Source organism: Psychrobacillus sp. Z16_25, assembly GCF_056856695.1.
This window is the reverse complement of the sequence record NZ_JBXEOV010000001.1, coordinates 182,921-203,073: the sequence shown is the minus strand read 5'-3', so window position 1 is coordinate 203,073 and position 20,153 is coordinate 182,921. Positions and strand designations below refer to the sequence as shown.

The window sequence follows — 20,153 nt, the reverse complement described above, 5'->3', positions numbered from 1 at the left end:
ATTATTTCGCCTCCTTTTTCTTGTTTGCCTTTTCAAGGAAGTAGCGAATAATATATCCTGAAGCCACAAAGAAAATGATAATACCAATTACAATTGATACAATCTCTATTGGAACGCCTGCAGCATTAGGCATGTTTGAAGCCCCATACTTTAAGGAACCAAATAATGTAGCACCAAATATTACTCCAAGCGGCGTATTAGCACCTAGTAATGCTACAGCAATACCATCAAACCCAATTCCTGTAAAAGCACTCTTCATGCTGACATTTTGAAAAGTACCTAGTGCTTCCACAGCCCCAGCTAAACCTGCAAAAGCACCTGAGATAACCATGGAAAGAATAATGTTCTTACTAACATTCATACCTGCATACTCTGAAGCATGCTTATTAAATCCTACTGCCTTTAATTCATATCCAAGTGTCGTTTTTTCAAGTATAAACCACATAACTAGAACCATCGCTAATGCGATGAAAATTCCATAATGCAAACGGGAATAATCTGTAATACTTTCAAAGAATGCTGATTGTAAAGATGCGGATGGATGAATTCTTTCTGTCGTGTCACCGCCATCAGCTAAAGACTTGATTAAAGCATTTGTTATATGTAAAGCAATGTAGTTCATCATTATCGTTACAATTACTTCGTGCACCTGTAATTTAGCTTTAAGCAGACCAGGAATGAAAGCCCAAAGTCCACCCGCTACCGCTGCTGCAATTATTGCTAATGGTAGGTGAATATACATTGGAAGATCAAATGCAATTCCTACATATGCAGCTGCAAACCACCCAACAATTAACTGACCCTCTACCCCTATATTAAATAGACCGGTACGGAATGCGAATGCTACCGCAAGACCAGCTAGTATGTACGGAGTAATCTGACGGACCGTTTCTCCTAATCTATACGCGTCTCCAAAAATACCTTCCCAAAGAGCTGCATACCCAGCAATAGGGTCATAGCCACTAACCAACATAATTACGGCTCCAACAAGTAAGCCAAGAATTACAGAAATAACAGGGACAAGTATATTGATTAATCTATTCGACATTTGTTATTTCCCCCCTATTTCTTCTCTCTCTTATTTTGACCAGCCATTAATAATCCGAGCTCTTGCTCTGTTGTTTCCTTCGGATATAATGTGTCTACAATCTGGCCATCATATATAACTGCAATTCTATCTGAAACATTCATTACTTCATCAAGCTCAAAGGATAGTAGTAATACCGCTTTTCCTTTATCTCGTTGCTCAATCAAACGATGGTGAATAAATTCGATAGCCCCAACATCTAGTCCACGAGTAGGCAATGCTGCAATAAGTAAATCTGGATCACGCTCTACTTCACGCCCAATGATAGCCTTTTGTTGGTTACCACCAGATAATGCACGAGCAGGTGTATGTTCTCCTTGAGTTCGTACGTCGTAGTCTTTTATCACTTTTTGAGCAAGCTCTGAAACTTTGTTATAATTCATAAACCCTTTTTTCGAAATAGGCTCTTGATAATAAGTTTGAAGTGCAATATTATGACCAATTGGGAAATCAAGAACAAGACCATGCTTATGACGATCCTGTGGAATATGCCCAATTCCAGCCTCCGTAATCTTACGTGGCTTTTTGTTCGTGATGTCTTTCCCATTCAAGGAAACTGTTCCACTCTTCACTTTACGTAGACCAGTGATCGCTTCTATCAGCTCACTTTGACCGTTTCCATCGATACCTGCAATACCAAGGATTTCTCCTTTACGAACAGATAAATTCAAGCCTTTTACTTTTTCTACTCCACGGAAATCGGTAACTACTAAATCCTTTACAACCAACGCTTCTTGCTTTGGCTTCGCTTCCCCTTTAACCGTTTTGAACTCTACCTGACGTCCTACCATTAAAGAAGCTAGCTCATTTGGATTCGTTTCTGCAGTAATGACAGTACCGATTCCTTTTCCTTTTCGAATAATCGTCACACGATCAGATACATCCATAATCTCTTTCAGCTTATGGGTAATAAGAATAATAGACTTTCCTTCTTTTATTAAGCGCTTCATAATCTGAATCAGCTCACTAATTTCTTGCGGAGTTAAGGAAGCTGTTGGCTCGTCAAAAATCAAGATGTCAGCACCACGATAAAGCGTTTTCAAAATTTCAACACGTTGCTGCATTCCTACAGAAATATCTTCTATTTTCGCATATGGATCAACATTCAGACCGTACGTCTCAGAAAGTTCCGCAATCTTTTTTGCAGAATCCTTAATATTAATCGTTCCTAGTTTAGTAGGCTCACTACCTAGAATGATATTTTCTGTTACGGTAAAGTTCTCAACAAGCATAAAATGCTGATGAACCATTCCTATACCTAGATCGTTCGCTACGTTCGGGTCCGTTATTTTTACTGATTTACCATTTACCTTAATTTCACCGGCCTCTGGTTGGTAAAGACCAAATAGAACGTTCATTAAAGTAGATTTACCTGCACCATTCTCTCCTAGAAGAGCATGGATTTCTCCTTTTTTAAGTTGCAGGGTAATATTATCATTTGCAACAAAGGAACCAAATTCCTTTCGAATGCCAAGCATCTCTATTACATACTCCATGGTTTCACTCCTTACTTTACTCAAGCTAAATTAATACAGGAAAGACTTTATCATTTACCATGCTGTTTCCGTACCTAGTGGTAGAAACGGTTATGTCTATCTGTCTATCACTCTTTAAAATTATAAGTATTCGAAACTACTAAACTGACGGAAATCAATCAGAGGAAATATTTAAAATCTTTCTTCTATTAATTTAAAATATCATAAAGACCGAATGACTCGGTCTTTATGACAAAAAGAAACTTATTTTTCTACTGTTTCAGGAACAACGATGTCGCCAGCGATAATTTTGTCAGCGAACTCGTTTACTTGATCAAGAACTTCTTGTGGGATAGCCCCGCGAGAATCAGCAAGTACAACTCCACCTTCAGCTAAACCATAAGTAGTTGTAGTTCCACCTGGGAAGTTTCCTTCCATTGTTTCTTTCGCAATGTTTTGTACAGCTACATCTACACGTTTTTGCATAGAAGTTAGAGTGACGTTAGTGTCACCTACAGCGCCCTCTTCATATTGGTCAGAGTCAACTCCGATTACCCATACGTTTGCATTAGCGTCTTTAGTTTTACGTTCTTTTGCTTCAGCAAATACTCCGTTACCAGTACCACCAGCTGCGTGGAAGATAATGTCTACTCCTGAAGAATACATACGGTTTGCAGTTGTTTTACCAAGTGCAGCGTCATCAAATTTACCAGTATATTGAACGTCTACTTTAATATTAGGGTCTACTGCTTTAACACCTTCAATGAATCCTGCTTCGAAGCGCTCAATTACTTCAATTTCCATACCGCCAACAAAACCAACTTTATCAGTTTCAGTCATTAGAGCAGCAGCAACACCTGCTAGGAATGAACCTTCATGCTCTTTAAACATTACTGATGCAACGTTTGGAGCATCTACAACAGCGTCAATGATTGCTAATTGAGCGTCAGGTTGTTGCTCAGCAATAGTTTTGATTGGTTCTTCCAATAACATTCCAATTCCGTAAACAATATCAAAGTCACGGCGAATTAAGTTATTTAAATTGTTATTGAAATCAGCGTTTGAGTTAGACTGAAGGTAGTCGTAGCCACCATCACCTTTTGATAGACCATATTCTTCCCCAAATGCTTCAATACCTTCCCAAGCTAATTGGTTGAAAGATTTGTCATCTATTCCACCAACGTCTGTTACCATTGCGATAGAAATGTCTGCTGCTTCTTTACCAGAACCAGTGCCAGTGCCTTCATCTGTTTTAGCATCCTCATCGTTTGTCCCACAAGCTCCTAGGATAGTACCTGCAGCTAAAACAAGTGATAAACCTAAACCATATTTGCGTTTTGTCAACTTGAAAACCCCCATAATTTTTCTCTTCTTAGCAGGAACACTACTACACTCTTTTGCGCACTACATGAAAGTTAAACTTGTCAGCCCGAAAAAAGTTTTTCGAATATAGTACAACTCGATCCATCTCATCGTAATGAAGTTGTTTTAAAATTAGCAGTGAAGTCTCAGGCTCACAATTAAGTATCGGTGAAGCAACCTCATGATATCCCACTGGATCAATATAGGCTACCGCATGCGATATACGAATGTCTCCCGATTCTTCTAAAGTATTAAAAATAGAGCCTTCTTCACGAGTTAAGAAATCTTCCGGCAAATATATTTTCGGAACCTTGTCTACACAGTACACAAGCGGTTCCCCATTTGCTGTTCGAACACGCTCCATGGAGATGATATCCACATCCTCCGTACAATGAAAACGCTTAATATCCTCTTCACACGCTGCTACTTGCATGGAACTTAAATAAATAGTCCCAGGCTCCATCCCTGCATTTCGAATCATAGAGGAAATACTTGTAAGTTGTTCGATTCCCGATGAAAATACAGGCTTTGTATTTACAAAAGTACCTACACCGTGTCTTCTCACAATCACATTGTCTTCCTCTAGTACGCGAAGAGCTTCTCTTAATGTCGCACGACTAACTCCAAGTGACTTTGCAAGGTCAAATTCGGAAGGAAGCTTTTCCTTCTCCTTATATTTTCCTAATTCAATATCTTGTTTGATATGATCAATCACTTGGAGATATAAATGCCGATGGTCTAATTTAATTGTCATTTTAAAACACCACCATTACGAAGAGGTCAGACCTCAGATGTAAAACTTTCCTACTAATCAGTCATACTATATCACTTTTAATGTTAGAAATAAATACTTTATTTTAGAATATATTAAATTATTTCACACAAATTTTAAGAGAATGTAATATATTAGACATAATATATAATTAATATGTCACATTATATAGTTAATGTGGTGGCATTATTAGGTGTCTTGGTTCAAGTCATGTCTAGCTGTAAGTACCTGCCTCGGTTTGCTTCCCTCATAAGGTCCTACTATTCCAGCCAGCTCGAGCTGATCAATAATTCGCGCAGCTCTAGAATAGCCAATGCGGAACCTACGTTGCAGCATAGAAACAGAAGCTGTCTGCATCTCTGTCACGAGCTGTACCGCATCATCAAAAAGATCATCTACATCTATATTCCCTTGAGCTTCCTCTACCTCATCAGGTATCATTTCTTCTTGATAATTGGCCTTCTGCTGTTCAATGACAAAGTCTACGACGCGTTCTACCTCTGCATCTGAGAGATATGCTCCTTGCACCCTAACCGGCTTGGAGCTTCCGGCTGGAAGGAACAACATATCTCCTCTACCAAGCAGCTTTTCTGCCCCGCCCATGTCCAGAATCGTTCTGGAGTCAACGGCAGAGGAGACAGCAAAAGATATTCGAGATGGGATATTTGCTTTAATAATTCCCGTAATAACATCTACACTTGGTCTTTGTGTCGCAATAATTAGATGGATACCTGCTGCACGTGCCATTTGCGCAATTCTCGTGATAGAATCCTCCACGTCACTAGAGGCTACCATCATCAAGTCTGCAAGCTCATCCACGATTACTACGATAAATGGAAGCTTCGGATGCTTTTCTTCATTTTCTTCATTCCATTTTTCAATATGCTCATTATAACCTTGGATGTTACGGGTACCTGTATGGGAGAAAAGATCATATCTTCTTTCCATTTCAGACACAATCTTTTTTAGCGCCTGAGAGGCCTTACGTGGATCCGTCACTACAGGAGCAAGCAAATGTGGGATACCATTATACACATTAAGCTCTACCATTTTCGGGTCAATCATCATCATTTTTACTTCATGTGGCTTTGCACGCATCATAATGCTTGTAATTATCCCATTGATGCACACACTTTTCCCACTACCAGTAGAACCGGCAACTAATAGATGGGGCATTTTGTTAAGCTCGGCTAATACTGCTTGACCGGTAACATCTCGTCCAAATCCAATCAGCAGCTTTTTATTCGGCTTATTATTTTCCTTTGATTCTAATACTTCACGTAAACTAACAACTGCCACCTCTTTGTTAGGTACCTCAATACCAACAGCCGACTTACCAGGAATCGGGGCTTCAATTCGAATGTCCCGAGCTGCAAGTGCTAAAGCCAAGTCATCGTGCAAGCTCACAATTCTACTTACCTTTACCCCTACATCCGGAAGCACCTCGTACTTCGTTACAGCCGGGCCTAGGTGAACCTGTGTCACCTTTGCCTTAACGCCAAAACTCAAGAAGGTTTGTTCTAGCTTTTTCGCATTCGCTTGGATGGCATTTAATTCTCCACTTTGATCATTATGTGTGGGAGCATCCAACAAATTGATGCTCGGCAATTGGTAATCAACGTTTTCCACTGCTTCTTGATCCATGGGGATATGTAATGGCTCTGCATGGACTTCTTCCTCTTCTTTTTTCGAGATTCGCTCCGTGAATGCAGAGATAATTGGAGATTCAGGCTCCTGCTCCACCACTTGCTCTACTGAATTAGTTGGCTCTAGGGCAGTCACCGCTTCTTCTTGAATAGCCTCTCGTTTACTACGTCTTGATGCTCTTCTGGATTCCTTCACGTCCGCTTTTTCAGGCTTCACTCGTTTTTCACGTGTAAATAACTGTTTTATTTCCTCTAGCAATTTTGGATACTTCTCCACTAAGAAAGGAACTAACGCCTTTCCCGTAATCAGCAAGATACCGATGAACAGCAGAAACCAGCTAATAACCTTGGTTCCGGACGCATCAAATAAAACATGAAACGCCGCAAACAGAATTGCCCCTACCATTCCGCCCCCTAAAGAGCTTGTCTGATTCGTAATACCGCCGCTGTCCACCAGCACACGATAGCTTTCTCGCAGCACCGAATTGGTAACTAACCCATTTCCTTGAAATAACTGCTCAAATAACGCCAGATGGCTAAACAGCAGCAAGCTCCCCAGAATAAAGCCACTTCCTAAAAGGAGTCGATTATTCCACTTCGGAAAGGTTTGGTTAATCATGACAATAAGCGCATAAGCTATCATTAATAGCGGAATCGCAATATGCCAATTTCCAAATAGAAAATAGCCGACATATGCAAATGCCTGTCCTACTAATCCATATTCAAAAAAGGAAATGATCGCTATTACAATAATTAGCAGACCGATAATTTCATACATCAAAGGATGAAGACCCTTTTTCGATTTCTTCTTTGATTGTTTCTTCTTTTTCTTTTTGGCCATTTGCCTCACCTACTTCTTCTTATTATGTAAACGATTTATAGTCTCCCAGATAAGCGGGATTTTTTCGCCTTTAATCGGGAGTTACTCTCTGTTGGATATCCCACTAGTCGTTACTCTCGGATAAGCGGGGTTTACTCTCGTTCAGCTGACTTACTCTCGTTCGATGGAGATTTACTCTCAGATAGAGCAATTTTATTCTAAGTTCGATATCCCACTAAGCTTTACTCTCGGATAGCTCGTCGTTACTCTCGGTCAACCGCCATTTATTCTCGGTCGGCTCACCGTTACTCTCGGATAAGCGAGATTTACTCTCGTTCAGCTCAGTTACTCTCGTTCGACCGGTAGTTACTCTCGGATAGAGCAATTTTATTCTCAGTTCGATATCCGACTAAGCTTTACTCTCGGCTAGCTTGCAGTTACTCTCGTTCGACTGCCATTTATTCTCGGTCGGTGCAACGTTACTCTCGGATAAGCAGAAGTTATTCTCGTTTAGCTGATTTACTCTCGTTCGACCGGTAGTTACTCTCGGATAGCCTGACTTTACTCTCATTCAAAATGGTGGAAGAGCATGGCCAGGTCCACATGGTATTCGGCAAGGTGCTGTTTTCGCGGTGGCCTTTTCTTTACTCTCACTTAGAAAAGGTTTATTCTCACTCATGGAACCTTTACTCTCGGTTCGATATCCAGCTATACCTTACTCTCGGATAGCTCGCCGTTACTCTCGTTCGGCTACGATTTATTCTCGGATGGCTCACCGTTACTCTCGTTCAACCACAATTTACTCTCATTCAGCTCAGTTACTCTCGTTCGACCGGTAGTTACTCTCAGATAGAGCAATTTTACTCTCGATTCTTATGTTAAAAAGAGCACCTTATTCCATTTTATCGAAACGAACGATTCTGGTCATGGTAAATATGGCACAACCTAATAGATATGGGGCATACCAGATAATCTAGAGATTTATATTTGATACAAGTATTTCCTATTTATCCCTATTTTATCACTTAGTGACGAAAATAATCTTGATATTATTTTCACCAATGAGAATTACTATTAGGTACTCCTACTACTGGGTAAAATAAATAAATTTACAGGTTGTCTTATCTAAGAAAGTGCTCGGAATCTCGCAACCTCGTTTTGCAACTCAATCGGTAGCAAGTGCAACTAAATTCACAAGTGATTCCGCAGACAACTTCTTATCATTTACTTCATTTCGGTAGAATGTAAAAAGGATTTCCTCCCGCCAGCGAAAGGAAATCCTTTAATACTTATTTTTAGTATTCCATAATAATTGGAATGATCATTGGACGTCGTTTGGTTTTTTGGTATAAATAAGAATTTAACGTGTCACGGATTTCTTGCTTGATGTTTGTCCATTCGAACGTTTCCTTATTTACGTATTTTTCCACAATGTTTCGTACTAGTTTGGAAGATTCGTCCATTAATTCCTCGGATTCTCTTACGTAAACGAAACCGCGAGACAGGATTTCGGGACCAGAGGCAATTTTCTTCTGTGCTCTGTTTAGTGTCACGACCACGATAAAGATACCATCCTGCGAAAGGAGCTTACGGTCACGAAGAACGATGTTTCCTACATCCCCTACCCCGATTCCATCTATTAAAATATTGCCTGCTTGTACACGACCGCTCATTCGCATTTTGCCGTTTTTCCACTCTACGATGTCTCCTTTATCCGCAATGAAAATCTCGGATTTGGACATACCTAGGTCTTGTGCCAGCTTGGAGTGTGCCATTAGCATACGATATTCCCCTTGGATTGGGATGAAATATCTTGGTCTTGTCAGGTTTAACATCATTTTTAGATCCTCTTGGCTTCCGTGCCCAGAAACGTGGACATTTTTGCTAGAGGTTAGCACCTTGGCACCAGCTTTTGCGATTTGATTCATCGTTTGGAACATTCCAACCTCCATGCCTGGAGATGGTGTAAATGTAATTAAAACAGTATCTGTATCTTTAATTTTGATATCCTTATGATGCTTGCGTACCATCTTCTCTAAAGCCTCTAATGGCTCTCCTTGATTACCAGATACAATCACTACTATTTCATGATCCTCATACTTGGATATTTCCTTGACGGAAATAATTGTATCCTCTTCCACGGTAAAATACCCTAGATCAAGCCCGATTGCAAAGATGTTTTCTAGACTTTTTCCAACGATTGCGACTTTTTTTCCTGTTTCGGCTGCTTTATCCAACACCTGCTGAATACGAATAAAGTTTGAAGCATATAAAGATACAAGGATACGACCTTTAGCAGCGTGGAATGTTTCTGATAACTGGTTTTCGATAACTGCTTCTGAAGTTGTGTGCCCTGGTCTTTCAGCTTCCGTAGAATCAGAGAGAAGGATAAATACACCCTCTTCACCAAGCCCTGCTATTTTTGCGATGTCTGGACGATATTTCCCCTTCGCCGACTGATCGAATTTAAATTCTCCCGTATGAACGATCGCACCTTCTGATGTATGGAAAACGATTCCCAAAGAATCAGGAATGCTATGCGTTGTATGGAAGAATGTCACATGGGTGTTTTGGAAGTTCATTCTGCTTTTATTTGTTACTTCAAAATATTTTACCGAATGCTTTGTAGGCATTGCTTTCAAATGCGTTTTTGCTAAAGCAATCGTCAGCTTAGAACCATAAACAGGCGCTTGAATTTTCTGTAAAAGGTAAGCGATAGAGCCGATTGCATCTTCGTGTCCATGCGTCAAAAAGATTCCCTTTACTCGGTCCTTGTTTTCCTCTAAATAAGTTACCTCAGGGATGACGATATCTATGCCCAGCATTTCATTTTCAGGGAACATAAGTCCACTATCCACGACAAAGATTTCATCGTCTATCTCCACTACATACATTGCTTTTCCTATTTCCCCCACGCCACCGAGCGGGATAATACGAATTGTTTCATTTTTTACTTTAACCAATTGTTTTCCTCCTAATTGTTAACCCGACCAACATCCACTAATTTTCATTATAATGTACGCATACGATTCATACAAATAAAATTAGTTGAACGATGGAATTTTAAGTTCGCTATGTATAAAGAAAGAGTGCAGCCCTAGTCGGCGTGACGACTCGGGCTACACTTTCTAGTCGCAGAATAACTTTCTCCACTTTATTTCTTTAATTGAAGATATTGCTCCCAGATAGCATCAAATTCTTCTTTTTCCGTAGGAGTCATATCAACTAATGGTAGTCTTAATGGGCCGACTTCGAGGCCAACCTTGGAAAGTGCATATTTCACTACTACTGGATTTGGATGCTTGAATAACGCTTTGATAACCGAAAGCGTGCGTTGGTGAATCGTTGCAGCCTTCTGATGCTCGCCTGCTTCAAAGGCCTGAATCATCTGTTGCATATCCTCCCCGATGACATGTGACGCAACCGAGATTACACCTGCTCCTCCAATAGCCAATAGAGGGAGAGTTAAGCCGTCATCCCCGCTATAGACGAGGAAGTCCTCTCTAGTTTCGGCTAGAATCTTTGTCATCTGATCCAGATTGCCACTAGCTTCCTTGGCAATTTGAATAGAAGGAATTTTGCTTAACTCAATCATGGATTCGGCTTCCAAGTTTACGACAGACCGACCAGGTATATTATAGACAACTATAGGTAACGTGGTAGCCTCTGCAACAGCAGTGAAATGAGCAATCATCCCTCGCTGGTTTGGCTTATTATAATAAGGGATCACAATCATTAAGGCATCTACCCCAAGAGCCTCTGCTTTCTTTGATAGCTCGATAGTAGCTGCTGTGTTATTGCTCCCCGTTCCTGCGATTACTGGAACTCGGTTCTTTACTTTTTCCACGACGAATTTGATGAGCTGAAGTTTTTCTGCCGTAGAGAGAGTTGGAGATTCTCCTGTAGTACCACTTACTACGAGAGAATCAGAGCCAGTGCTTAATAGGTGTTCAATCAGTTGTTCTGTTGCTTCGAAATCAATGCTCCCATTAGCAGAAAAGGGAGTTACCATAGCTGTGGAAATTTTACCAATATTCATGCTTACACCTCTTTTAGTAAACCTTCCTCTATCATTGCCTCTGCAATTTGGATAGAGTTAAGTGCCGCTCCCTTCAGTAGATTGTCTGAAACAATCCACATATGGAAGCCTCGATCATTTGAAAGATCCTTCCGAATACGCCCCACAAACACATCATCCTCGTCCTCTACAAAAAACGGCATTGGATATTCTTGCTTTGCTGGCGAATCCTGTACCGTCACTCCTGGAGCTGTTGAAAGAAGCTGTTTCATCTCAGCGACTGTAACACCCTCTTTATCTATTTCAATATAAACAGATTCCGAGTGACCAGTGATAACAGGGACTCGCACACAGGTTGCTGCAATCTCAAGATTTGGTAAGGTCATTATTTTTTTCGTCTCGTTCATCATTTTATGCTCTTCAAACGTAAAGCCATCATCCGTAAATACATCAATTTGCGGGATGACATTTCCAGCGATTGGGTAATGCATCTCTGCACTCTTAACTGGCAAAATCTCAGGAATCGGATTCTTCTCTGCTATCTTTTCACTTTGTTGTGTAAGTTCCTGAATCGCAGCTGCTCCTGCACCAGATACTGCTTGATAGGTGGAGACAATGACTTTATTTAACCCAACTGTTTGTCTAATTGGTTCAAGTGCACACACCATTTGGATGGTAGAGCAATTAGGGTTTGCGATAATCCCATTATGCTCATGCAGTGCATGTTTGTTTACCTCAGGCACCACTAATGGAACATCTGGATCCATACGGAAGGCGCTTGTATTATCAATCACCACAGCCCCCCTGCTGCTCGCTTCCTTTGCTAACGCTTTGGAAATAGCTCCCCCTGCGGAGAAAAATGCAATATTTACACCCTCAAATGCTTCTGGTACTGCTTCTTCTATTGTATAGGTTACCCCATTAATGTCTATTTGCTTACCTGCGGAATTCTTAGAAGCTAATAGCTTTAATTCTCCATAGGGAAAATTTCTTTCCACAAGTTTTTCGATAATCTTTTGACCAACAGCACCTGTTGCTCCAACTACAGCAGTTGTATATTTTTGGGACATACTACAGTTCTCCTCTCTCTCTAATTAACACATATTGGCGATATTGTAACATACAATTACATGAAAATACACACTATTTAATATTTATTACTTGTAGCTAATTAAAAGAGGCTGTAGCTGTTTTTGTTGAATTGCTTGTTCAACTGTAGCACGAAGCTGCGAAAAGTCTGCGATTAATGAGTTTGGCTTGTTATACGGATTGTCTTGCCCAAAAGGGATAAAGTAAATGTTTTTCGTGGATAGCAGCTTCATAATATTCATTCCATTTAATCCTAGCGCATCGTTTGTAGAGATACCGATGACTACCGGTTTTCCGTTACGCAATGTTGCTTTTGCTGCCATTAAAACAGGGGAATCGGTTTGCGCATTCGCCAGCTTGCTAATGGAATTTCCCGTCATTGGAGCGATCACCATACAGTCGAGTGGGTTGGAGGGACCGAATGGCTCAGCCTCCACAATAGAGGATACTACTTTGCTGCCACTAGCCTCCTCTATTTTCTCCACCCATTCCTCACCTGTTCCAAATCTTGTGGCAGCGGTTAATACTGAGTACGTGATGATAGGCACTACCGTAGCACCCACATCCGTAAATTGCTTGATCATCGGAATCACTTCTTCATACGTACAATGAGAAGCGGTAATTCCAAGACCAATACGAAGACCTTCTAACACAATGTTTCCTCCTCTAAAGAGCCAGATGCTTTAAAACAGCCCTGGCAATTAACTGCCCTGCATCCTTTGGAAAATACATACCTGGTAGACTAGTAGTGAGATGATAGTTAGGAGGGATTTTTTCTGTTTCTAATAGACAGCCCGGATTAGACGCCAAATCGAATACCGCTTGAAATACTTGTGCTTGATTGCTGGAAAGCCATCTTGACGGAATCGTGTTAATAAGATAAGTGTCCCTCTGATCCCCCTTCTCCATCAACCGGTCAAGTGTCTCAAATTGAAACCCATAGCTTTTTGCTTCATATAATTGATGCTCAGAGCGCACCGAAATGATGACTTTTGCACCGAGATGATGAAGTGCAAAGGCTAGCCTCTTTCCTACCCTTCCATATCCAGTAATGATGAATTCTTTATTGTAGATAGCCTGCTTTTCATTTAAATAAAAATAATGAATAAATCCTTCTGCTGTTAAGTTGGCATTATCCCAAATCCATTCCTCATCCTCCAGATAAAAATGTATCTGACGGCCATCCTTGTTTAATTCGTCTTTGATTTCCTTATACTTTTTCCCAACAAAGAGAGTTTTACAAGACTCAGGAAAATATATCGGTGTCTCAGTTTTTAGTTGCTGAATGGGTAAAAAGATAATATCTGGCTGAAGCTCCTCTAGCTGTTCTTGCAGCCCCCTTGACCAAATCATGGTGGAAAATAGGCATGCATCTAAATGTTTTCCCACTGCCTCTTGTAAAGTAACGAGACGCTTATCAGTTCCTATAATCGCCATCTTCTTCATATATGCACACTCAAATCTCCTGCTGTATCGGACTCGTTGAAAAGAATACGATCCTTACCAATCAGAATTATTTCTTCCCATGCAATGAATTCTTTTCTAGCTGTTTTATTAGACTGGAAAAAGGAAGCTGTTCGTTGAAACACCTCAAACCCTTCAATCTTCCCTGTGGCAGGATTGAAAACTAATTCCGTGTCCGCCATCTTTCCGTATCTTGAGCCGTCCTTTACCTTAATCAGTTCCTTTTCCGCAAGCTCTGTCAGTAACAATCTATTCCCTCCTTCAATATCTCTACTTATGTATATGCCATTTTCAAAGACAAAGTGAATATAAAATAGAAATCGTACTATTGCCTAATTAGCAAATAAAATAAGAAAGCACCTATGATTCAAATCATGCTTTGAATCATAAGTGCTCCTATTTGGTAAATTCGTTTATGCAGGTCTTCCCTCATGTTTTGGTAAAATAACCGAAACCGCCGGCTTATGCTGGAACATCTCCTTCGCAAGCTCCATGACAGAATCAAATGTTACTTCATCTATCGTGTCACTTACTTCATCTAATGTGCGGTGCTTCCCAAATACCAGCTCATTCTTCCCATTTCTACTCATTCGAGAATTAGAGCTTTCCAGCCCTAGCAATAAATTGCCCTTAAGCTGCTCCTTTGCATTGGTTACTTCCATAGCAGTAAAGCCTTTTTCTAATATGGAGGAAATGGAGTGATGAATGCATTGCTGCAACTCTTCTAATTGATTACTAGAGGTTGCCCCATAAATAACTAATGCACCTGTGTCATCATAGGAGGAATGATAAGAATAAATGGAGTACGCTAATCCTTTATCCTCTCGTATCTCTTGAAACAATCTGGAAGACATATTCCCACCGAGTATACTATTTAACACCACTAGGCTATAAATATTGTCTGCCTTAACCCCGATACCAGGGTAAGCCAAGCAAAGATGCGCCTGCTCTGTATCTCGAGTCGCCTCTGTATAAATAGGCTGTAAAGTCGGTGTCGTAATAGCAGTCTTTTGCTGTCCTCTTCTTGTAAAGCTACCAAACAACTCCTGAATATACCCGAGCAGTCCGTCCGGTATATTCCCTGCCACTGATATGACGACATTCTCCGGTGTATAATGCTTTTCCATGTAAGAAAGGATCATCTCCTTCGTAAAGGAGTGAAGCGTTTCCTCCGTCCCAAGAATCGGAAGACCTAGTGGATCGCCCTTATACATTTCCTCCCAAAGATACTCGTGAATAATATCGTCCGGCGTATCCTCCACCATTTTAATTTCCTCTAGCACGACCTGCTTTTCCTTCTCCATTTCCTCTGCGTCAAACTGAGAATGAAAAAACATATCCGCTAGTATCTCTACAGCTAACTTCGCATGATGATCTAGCACCTTCACGTAATAGCAAGTGTTCTCCTTCGAAGTGAAGGCATTAATATTGCCACCAATTCGGTCAAACTCCTCGGCAATTTGTTTGGCCGTACGGGTTTCCGTGCCCTTAAACAGCATATGCTCAATAAAGTGCGTAAGGCCATTTTCCTCTGGCAACTCATACCTTGACCCGGCCTCTACCCAAATCCCAACTGCAACCGACCGTATATGTGGCATCTTTTCATGGACAATACGAAGTCCATTTTGACAAGTAATTGTTTGTATCAATCTAACACCTCTATCTACTTTTCCTATTTTCCTATCATAGCATAACTCCATATGCTTTCACTCGCTTGGATTTACCTATTTATTTTAATGCTTCTGTTCCAAAAAATGAAAAGATTAGCTCGGGGATGGAGAGAAGGAGTGGGGTATTGCTTGGTTAAGGTGGCTACTGAGCGATTCTGGGGGGCTAGTGCTCGGTTCGGCGGTTCTATCGCGCGATACGAGACTTCTATCGAGCGATAGTGACTTCCTATCGAGCGATTCCGGCATTCTATCGTGCGATGCTCTAGCTCTCGTGCGATTCTGCGGTGCTATCGCTCGGTACGAGACTTCTATCGAGCGGTAGTGACTTCCTATCGAGGATTCCGGCATTCTATCGTGCAATGCTCTAGATATCGCGCGATTCTGCGGTTCTATCTCGCGGTACGAGACTTCTATCGAGCGGTAGTGACTTCCTATCGAGCGATTCCGGCATTCTATCGAGCGATGCTCTAGCTATCGCGCGGTACGAGACTTCTATCGTGCGGTAGTGACTTCCTATCGAGCGATTCCGGCATTCTATCGTGCGATGCTCTAGCTATCGTGCGGTAGTGCGGTGCTATCGCTCGGTACGAGACTTCTATCGAGCGGTAGTGACTTCCTATTGAGCGATTCCGGTATTCTAATCGGGCGATGCTCTAGCTATCGCGCGATTCTGCGGTTCTATCGCGCGGTACGAGACTTCTATCGTGCGGTAGTGACTTCCTATCGAGCGATAACGGCATTCTATCGTGCGATGCTCTAGCTATCGTGCGATGCTCTAGCTATCGTGCGATACGAGACTTCTATCGAACGGTAGTGACTTCCTATCGAGCGATTCCGGCATTCTATCGTGCGATGCTCTAGCTATCGCGCGATTCTGCGGTTCTATCGCTCGATACGAGACTTCTATCGTGCGGTAGTGACTCCAGTTCCAGCCCACGATACGGTAGCTCTACTGGTATCTTAATAAGCAGAACCAGTTTCCCCCATCTCTTTCCTCGTCCAGCTGATACTCCATAGGAGAGTCCCTGCGTTTTCCAACAAAAAACCCGCAGCTCCAATGCTGCGGGCAGTTGCTTATTGATCTTTTTGCTCGGCACGTTCTTTTTCTTCTTTGAGAACTACCTTGCGGGATAGGTTGACGCGACCTTGGTTGTCGATTTCGATTACTTTTACCAAAAGCTCGTCCCCGATTTTTAGGACGTCCTCTACGTTTTTCGTACGTTCCTCTTGGATTTCGGAAATGTGTAGGAGACCGTCTTTGCCGTTGAAGATTTCTAAGAAAGCACCGAATTTTTCAATACGTTTTACTTTTCCTAGGTAGTATTCGCCTACTTGCGCTACGCGAACGATGTCTTCAATGATTTGTTTTGCACGGGCAATCATCTCTTCATCTGCAGAAGCAATATAAATAGTGCCGTCCTGCTCTGTATCGATTTTTACGCCGGTTTCATCAATGATTTTATTGATTTGCTTACCACCAGGTCCGATAACATCACGGATTTTGTCTGGGTTGATTTTGATCATTGCGATTTTTGGAGCATATTTAGATAAGCGTTCACGTGGCTCGCTGATTGTAGCTAGCATGCTTTCTAAAATCTGCATACGGCCAATTTTCGCTTGCTCTAATGCTTCCTCTAGGATTTGCTTAGATAGCCCATCAATTTTGATATCCATTTGAAGTGCAGTGATCCCTTTAGATGTACCTGCTACTTTAAAGTCCATATCTCCAAGATGGTCTTCCATGCCTTGAATATCCGTTAAAATTGTGTAGTGCTCGCCTTTTTTCACAAGCCCCATTGCAATACCTGCTACTGGCGCCTTAATTGGAACCCCAGCATCCATCATCGCTAAAGTGGATGCACAGATACTAGCTTGAGAAGTAGAACCGTTAGACTCTAACACTTCCGCTACTAAACGCATTGTGTATGGGAAATCCTTTTCGTCTGGAATAACAGCCTCTAAAGCACGCTCTCCAAGTGCACCATGTCCGATTTCACGACGTCCTGGAGCACGAATCGGTCCAGTTTCCCCTACACTGAATTGAGGGAAATTGTAGTGATGCATAAAACGCTTGGATTCTTCAATGCCTAAGCCGTCGATGATTTGCACATCGCCTAGTGGCCCTAATGTACAAATACTTAATGCTTGTGTTTGACCACGTGTGAATAAACCAGAGCCGTGTGTACGTTGAAGGATTCCTACTTCGGATGAAAGCGGGCGGATTTCTGCAACGCCACGACCATCAGGACGCACTTTTTCCTCTGTAATCAAACGACGTACTTCCGCTTTTACTAAAGCATCTAGAATATCACGAACTTGTTTTAACGTATCTTCTTCTGCTTCTTTTTCTGTGTAATGAGCAATTACTTCTTCTTTTACTACCGTAATTGCATCCTCACGTGCATGCTTCTCTTGCACCTGGATAGCTTGTACCAATTGAGTTTCGCACATTTGGCGAACCTCTTCAAAAAGGTCTTTGTCTAATTCGAATAAAGGAATATCCTTTTTCTCTTTACCAACCTCAGCAGCAACTTTTTCTTGGAACTCGATTAATTTTTTAATTTCCTCGTGTCCATACATAATAGCCTCAAGCACGACTTCCTCTGAAACTTCTTTCGCTCCAGCTTCCACCATGTTGATCGCATCTTTTGTTCCTGCCACAGTAAGATCTAATGTGCTTTTCTCCATTTGTTCAACTGTTGGATTGATAATAAATTCGTCACCAATCAAACCGACTTGAACGCCTGCGATTGGACCATCAAATGGGATATCTGAAATAGATAATGCCAAAGATGAGCCAAGCATTGCCGCCATCTCGGATGAGCAGTTTTGATCAACGGACATAACGATAGAAATAACTTGTACCTCGTTACGGAATCCATCCGGAAAAAGTGGACGGATTGGACGGTCAATTAGACGGCTTGTTAAAATAGCTCGCTCTGAAGGACGACCCTCACGCTTGATAAATCCACCAGGGATTTTCCCTACTGCATATAATTTCTCTTCATAATTTACTGTCAATGGAAAGAAATCAAGATTTTTTGGCTGTTTAGAAGCAGTTGCAACAGATAATACGCTAGTGTCTCCGTATCTTACCATTACTGCTCCATTTGCTTGCTTCGCAAGCTGTCCGACTTCTATTTGTAGCGGACGGCCAGCCCATTCATACGTAAATACTTTCTTTTCACTCATTTGCCTGGTACTCCTCTCAACTTCTAAAACTCCTTCAAATAAAAGGGCATATAAAAGGTTATATGTATCATAAGTAGTGTATCAAAAATAACGAAACTATGCGAAATATTTTGTTAAAACCTGCAAATGATTTCTATATATACTGTTCCCAAAAAACAACAAGGATTATACCAATAGAAAAAGCGGGAAAAATCCCGCTTTCTAAAGTCTCGCTTATCGACGTAAACCAAGTTTTGCAATTAGCTCACGGTAACGTTGAACATCATTTTCACGTAAGTATTTTAACAAGTTACGACGACGTCCAACCATTTTGAATAAACCACGACGTGAATGATGGTCTTTCTTGTGCGTACGTAAATGTTCGTTTAAAGAGTTGATCTCTTCAGTAAGGATTGCGATTTGAATTTCTGCAGATCCTGTATCGCTTTCGTGAGTTCTGTACTCAGCGATTAATTCGTTTTTGCGTTCTTGTGTAATTGCCATGTTTGTTTCCTCCTAGTTTCTAATGATCCCCGTTTCCTGAGCAATTCGTTGGAGAATCGAAAAAGCCAAGGAAAGGTTCATACATATTTGTACTTATAAAGAATAGCACATCAGGTCACGAGAAGCAACCTTTTAGTGTTGTTGAAAGTAAGCAATAGCAGCAGCCTTATCCTTTACCAGCTGTGCCTTCAGCTCCTCAATCCCATTAAACTTTTTCTCTTCTCTTAACCTTTTATACCAGTGGATAGAAACTTCTTCTCCGTAGATATTTTGGTCAAAATCAATGATATGTACTTCAATGGAAAGCTTTTTTTCATTTGGGTCTGTAAAAGTAGGCTTGTAGCCAACATTACATACTCCCTCATACCATTTTTCTTGGACATAGAACCTTACCACGTATACGCCGGTGGCAGGAATGAATTGTCCTTCTTTCGGCTGAACGTTTGCAGTAGGAAATTGAATTGTTCTTCCCCTTTTGTCTCCATGCACTATAACACCAGACACCATGAAAGGTCTACCGAGGAGTGATTGGACCTCTTCCATCTCTCCAGCCTTTAGAGCCGCTCGTATTCTCGTAGAGCTGATTTTATCGCCATCTTGCTCCTTCTTGCCTACGACAGAGACCGTATAGGCTCCATCAGACAGCTCCTCCATTTCCTTCATCGTGCCTTTTCCAAAGGACCCGAAGGTAAAATCAAAGCCTGCCGTAACATGCTTCACATTTGCCTGTTTAATAAAAGCCTGGATGAACTGAGCAGGAGAAAGCTTGGCAAAATCTGAAGTAAAGCGTACAACAAATACTGCGTCTATTTCTAACTCTTTTAGAATATCAAGTTTCTGTTCTAGAGGAGTAATGTAAAATACTTCCTCTCTTCGACCTCCTAATACGATAGAAGGGTGAGGATCAAAGGTCATGACCGCTGTTTTGATGCCTAGCGCTTCCCCTTTCTCCTTCGCCTCCTGAATTACTGCACGATGTCCCTTATGAACACCATCGAAAAAGCCGATTGCCAACGAATATGCCTCATTTTCCTCATATAAATGATTAGGATAAGATAAATGATAGACTTTCATA

General features: G+C 41.3%; 15 protein-coding genes. All 15 read right to left on the bottom strand.

Features of this window, described 5'->3' with window-relative positions:
* Position 1: 1 nt before the first annotated feature.
* Positions 2–1,048 (bottom strand): ABC transporter permease, encoded by a 1,047-nt coding sequence (locus AC1VU3_RS00965; RefSeq protein ID WP_480388292.1) that lies wholly within the window; start codon positions 1,046–1,048, stop codon positions 2–4.
* 14 nt (positions 1,049–1,062) lie between these two features.
* Positions 1,063–2,583: an ABC transporter ATP-binding protein gene (locus tag AC1VU3_RS00960; protein ID WP_480388291.1), complete on the bottom strand. Its 1,521-nt coding sequence runs from the start codon at positions 2,581–2,583 to the stop codon at positions 1,063–1,065.
* A 243-nt stretch (positions 2,584–2,826) separates the two neighbouring features.
* Complete coding sequence (locus AC1VU3_RS00955) at positions 2,827–3,906, bottom strand: BMP family lipoprotein (protein WP_482982476.1); 1,080 nt, start codon at positions 3,904–3,906, stop codon at positions 2,827–2,829.
* 43 nt (positions 3,907–3,949) lie between these two features.
* Positions 3,950–4,678, bottom strand: coding sequence for a GntR family transcriptional regulator (locus AC1VU3_RS00950; protein ID WP_480388289.1), 729 nt, complete (start codon positions 4,676–4,678; stop codon positions 3,950–3,952).
* Positions 4,679–4,885: 207 nt separating this feature from the next.
* A complete protein-coding gene (locus AC1VU3_RS00945) occupies positions 4,886–7,183 on the bottom strand; it encodes an FtsK/SpoIIIE family DNA translocase (protein WP_482982475.1) in 2,298 nt (765 codons plus the stop codon).
* 1,274 nt (positions 7,184–8,457) lie between these two features.
* Complete coding sequence (locus AC1VU3_RS00940; protein ID WP_480388287.1) at positions 8,458–10,125, bottom strand: ribonuclease J; 1,668 nt, start codon at positions 10,123–10,125, stop codon at positions 8,458–8,460.
* 191 nt (positions 10,126–10,316) lie between these two features.
* Positions 10,317–11,201 (bottom strand): 4-hydroxy-tetrahydrodipicolinate synthase, encoded by an 885-nt coding sequence (dapA, locus tag AC1VU3_RS00935; protein ID WP_482982474.1) that lies wholly within the window; start codon positions 11,199–11,201, stop codon positions 10,317–10,319.
* A 2-nt stretch (positions 11,202–11,203) separates the two neighbouring features.
* On the bottom strand, positions 11,204–12,250 hold the full coding sequence (locus tag AC1VU3_RS00930; RefSeq protein ID WP_482982473.1) for an aspartate-semialdehyde dehydrogenase: 1,047 nt from the start codon (positions 12,248–12,250) through the stop codon (positions 11,204–11,206).
* A gap of 87 nt (positions 12,251–12,337) precedes the next feature.
* Positions 12,338–12,922: a dipicolinate synthase subunit B gene (locus AC1VU3_RS00925; RefSeq protein ID WP_482982472.1), complete on the bottom strand. Its 585-nt coding sequence runs from the start codon at positions 12,920–12,922 to the stop codon at positions 12,338–12,340.
* Positions 12,923–12,935: 13 nt separating this feature from the next.
* Positions 12,936–13,715 carry an NAD(P)-dependent oxidoreductase gene (locus AC1VU3_RS00920; RefSeq protein ID WP_482982471.1) on the bottom strand — a complete coding sequence of 260 codons (780 nt, stop codon included), beginning with the start codon at positions 13,713–13,715 and terminating at the stop codon, positions 12,936–12,938.
* Positions 13,712–13,981, bottom strand: a complete 270-nt coding sequence (locus AC1VU3_RS00915) for a YlmC/YmxH family sporulation protein (protein WP_480388282.1) — start codon at positions 13,979–13,981, stop codon at positions 13,712–13,714. Before AC1VU3_RS00915 ends, AC1VU3_RS00920 begins: the two co-directional genes overlap by 4 nt.
* Before the next feature lie 165 nt (positions 13,982–14,146).
* A complete protein-coding gene (locus AC1VU3_RS00910; protein ID WP_482982470.1) occupies positions 14,147–15,382 on the bottom strand; it encodes a M16 family metallopeptidase in 1,236 nt (411 codons plus the stop codon).
* Positions 15,383–16,477: 1,095 nt separating this feature from the next.
* Positions 16,478–18,595 (bottom strand): polyribonucleotide nucleotidyltransferase, encoded by a 2,118-nt coding sequence (gene pnp / locus AC1VU3_RS00905; RefSeq protein WP_482982469.1) that lies wholly within the window; start codon positions 18,593–18,595, stop codon positions 16,478–16,480.
* A 213-nt stretch (positions 18,596–18,808) separates the two neighbouring features.
* Entirely contained in the window at positions 18,809–19,078 is a 270-nt protein-coding gene (gene rpsO, locus AC1VU3_RS00900; protein ID WP_480388279.1) for a 30S ribosomal protein S15, read from the bottom strand.
* Between the two features lie 132 nt (positions 19,079–19,210).
* Positions 19,211–20,152 carry a riboflavin biosynthesis protein RibF gene (gene ribF / locus AC1VU3_RS00895; protein ID WP_482982468.1) on the bottom strand — a complete coding sequence of 314 codons (942 nt, stop codon included), beginning with the start codon at positions 20,150–20,152 and terminating at the stop codon, positions 19,211–19,213.
* Between the last annotated feature and the right edge of the window lies 1 nt (position 20,153).

Coding starts and splice junctions, on each gene's coding strand:
- AC1VU3_RS00950 (WP_480388289.1), bottom strand. CDS start 4,678: ATGACAATTAAATTAGACCATCGGCATTTATATCTCCAAGTGATTGAT.
- pnp (WP_482982469.1), bottom strand. CDS start 18,595: ATGAGTGAAAAGAAAGTATTTACGTATGAATGGGCTGGCCGTCCGCTA.
- AC1VU3_RS00930 (WP_482982473.1), bottom strand. CDS start 12,250: ATGTCCCAAAAATATACAACTGCTGTAGTTGGAGCAACAGGTGCTGTT.
- AC1VU3_RS00945 (WP_482982475.1), bottom strand. CDS start 7,183: ATGGCCAAAAAGAAAAAGAAGAAACAATCAAAGAAGAAATCGAAAAAG.
- ribF (WP_482982468.1), bottom strand. CDS start 20,152: ATGAAAGTCTATCATTTATCTTATCCTAATCATTTATATGAGGAAAAT.
- dapA (WP_482982474.1), bottom strand. CDS start 11,201: ATGAATATTGGTAAAATTTCCACAGCTATGGTAACTCCCTTTTCTGCT.
- AC1VU3_RS00965 (WP_480388292.1), bottom strand. CDS start 1,048: ATGTCGAATAGATTAATCAATATACTTGTCCCTGTTATTTCTGTAATT.
- AC1VU3_RS00920 (WP_482982471.1), bottom strand. CDS start 13,715: ATGAAGAAGATGGCGATTATAGGAACTGATAAGCGTCTCGTTACTTTA.
- AC1VU3_RS00960 (WP_480388291.1), bottom strand. CDS start 2,583: ATGGAGTATGTAATAGAGATGCTTGGCATTCGAAAGGAATTTGGTTCC.
- rpsO (WP_480388279.1), bottom strand. CDS start 19,078: ATGGCAATTACACAAGAACGCAAAAACGAATTAATCGCTGAGTACAGA.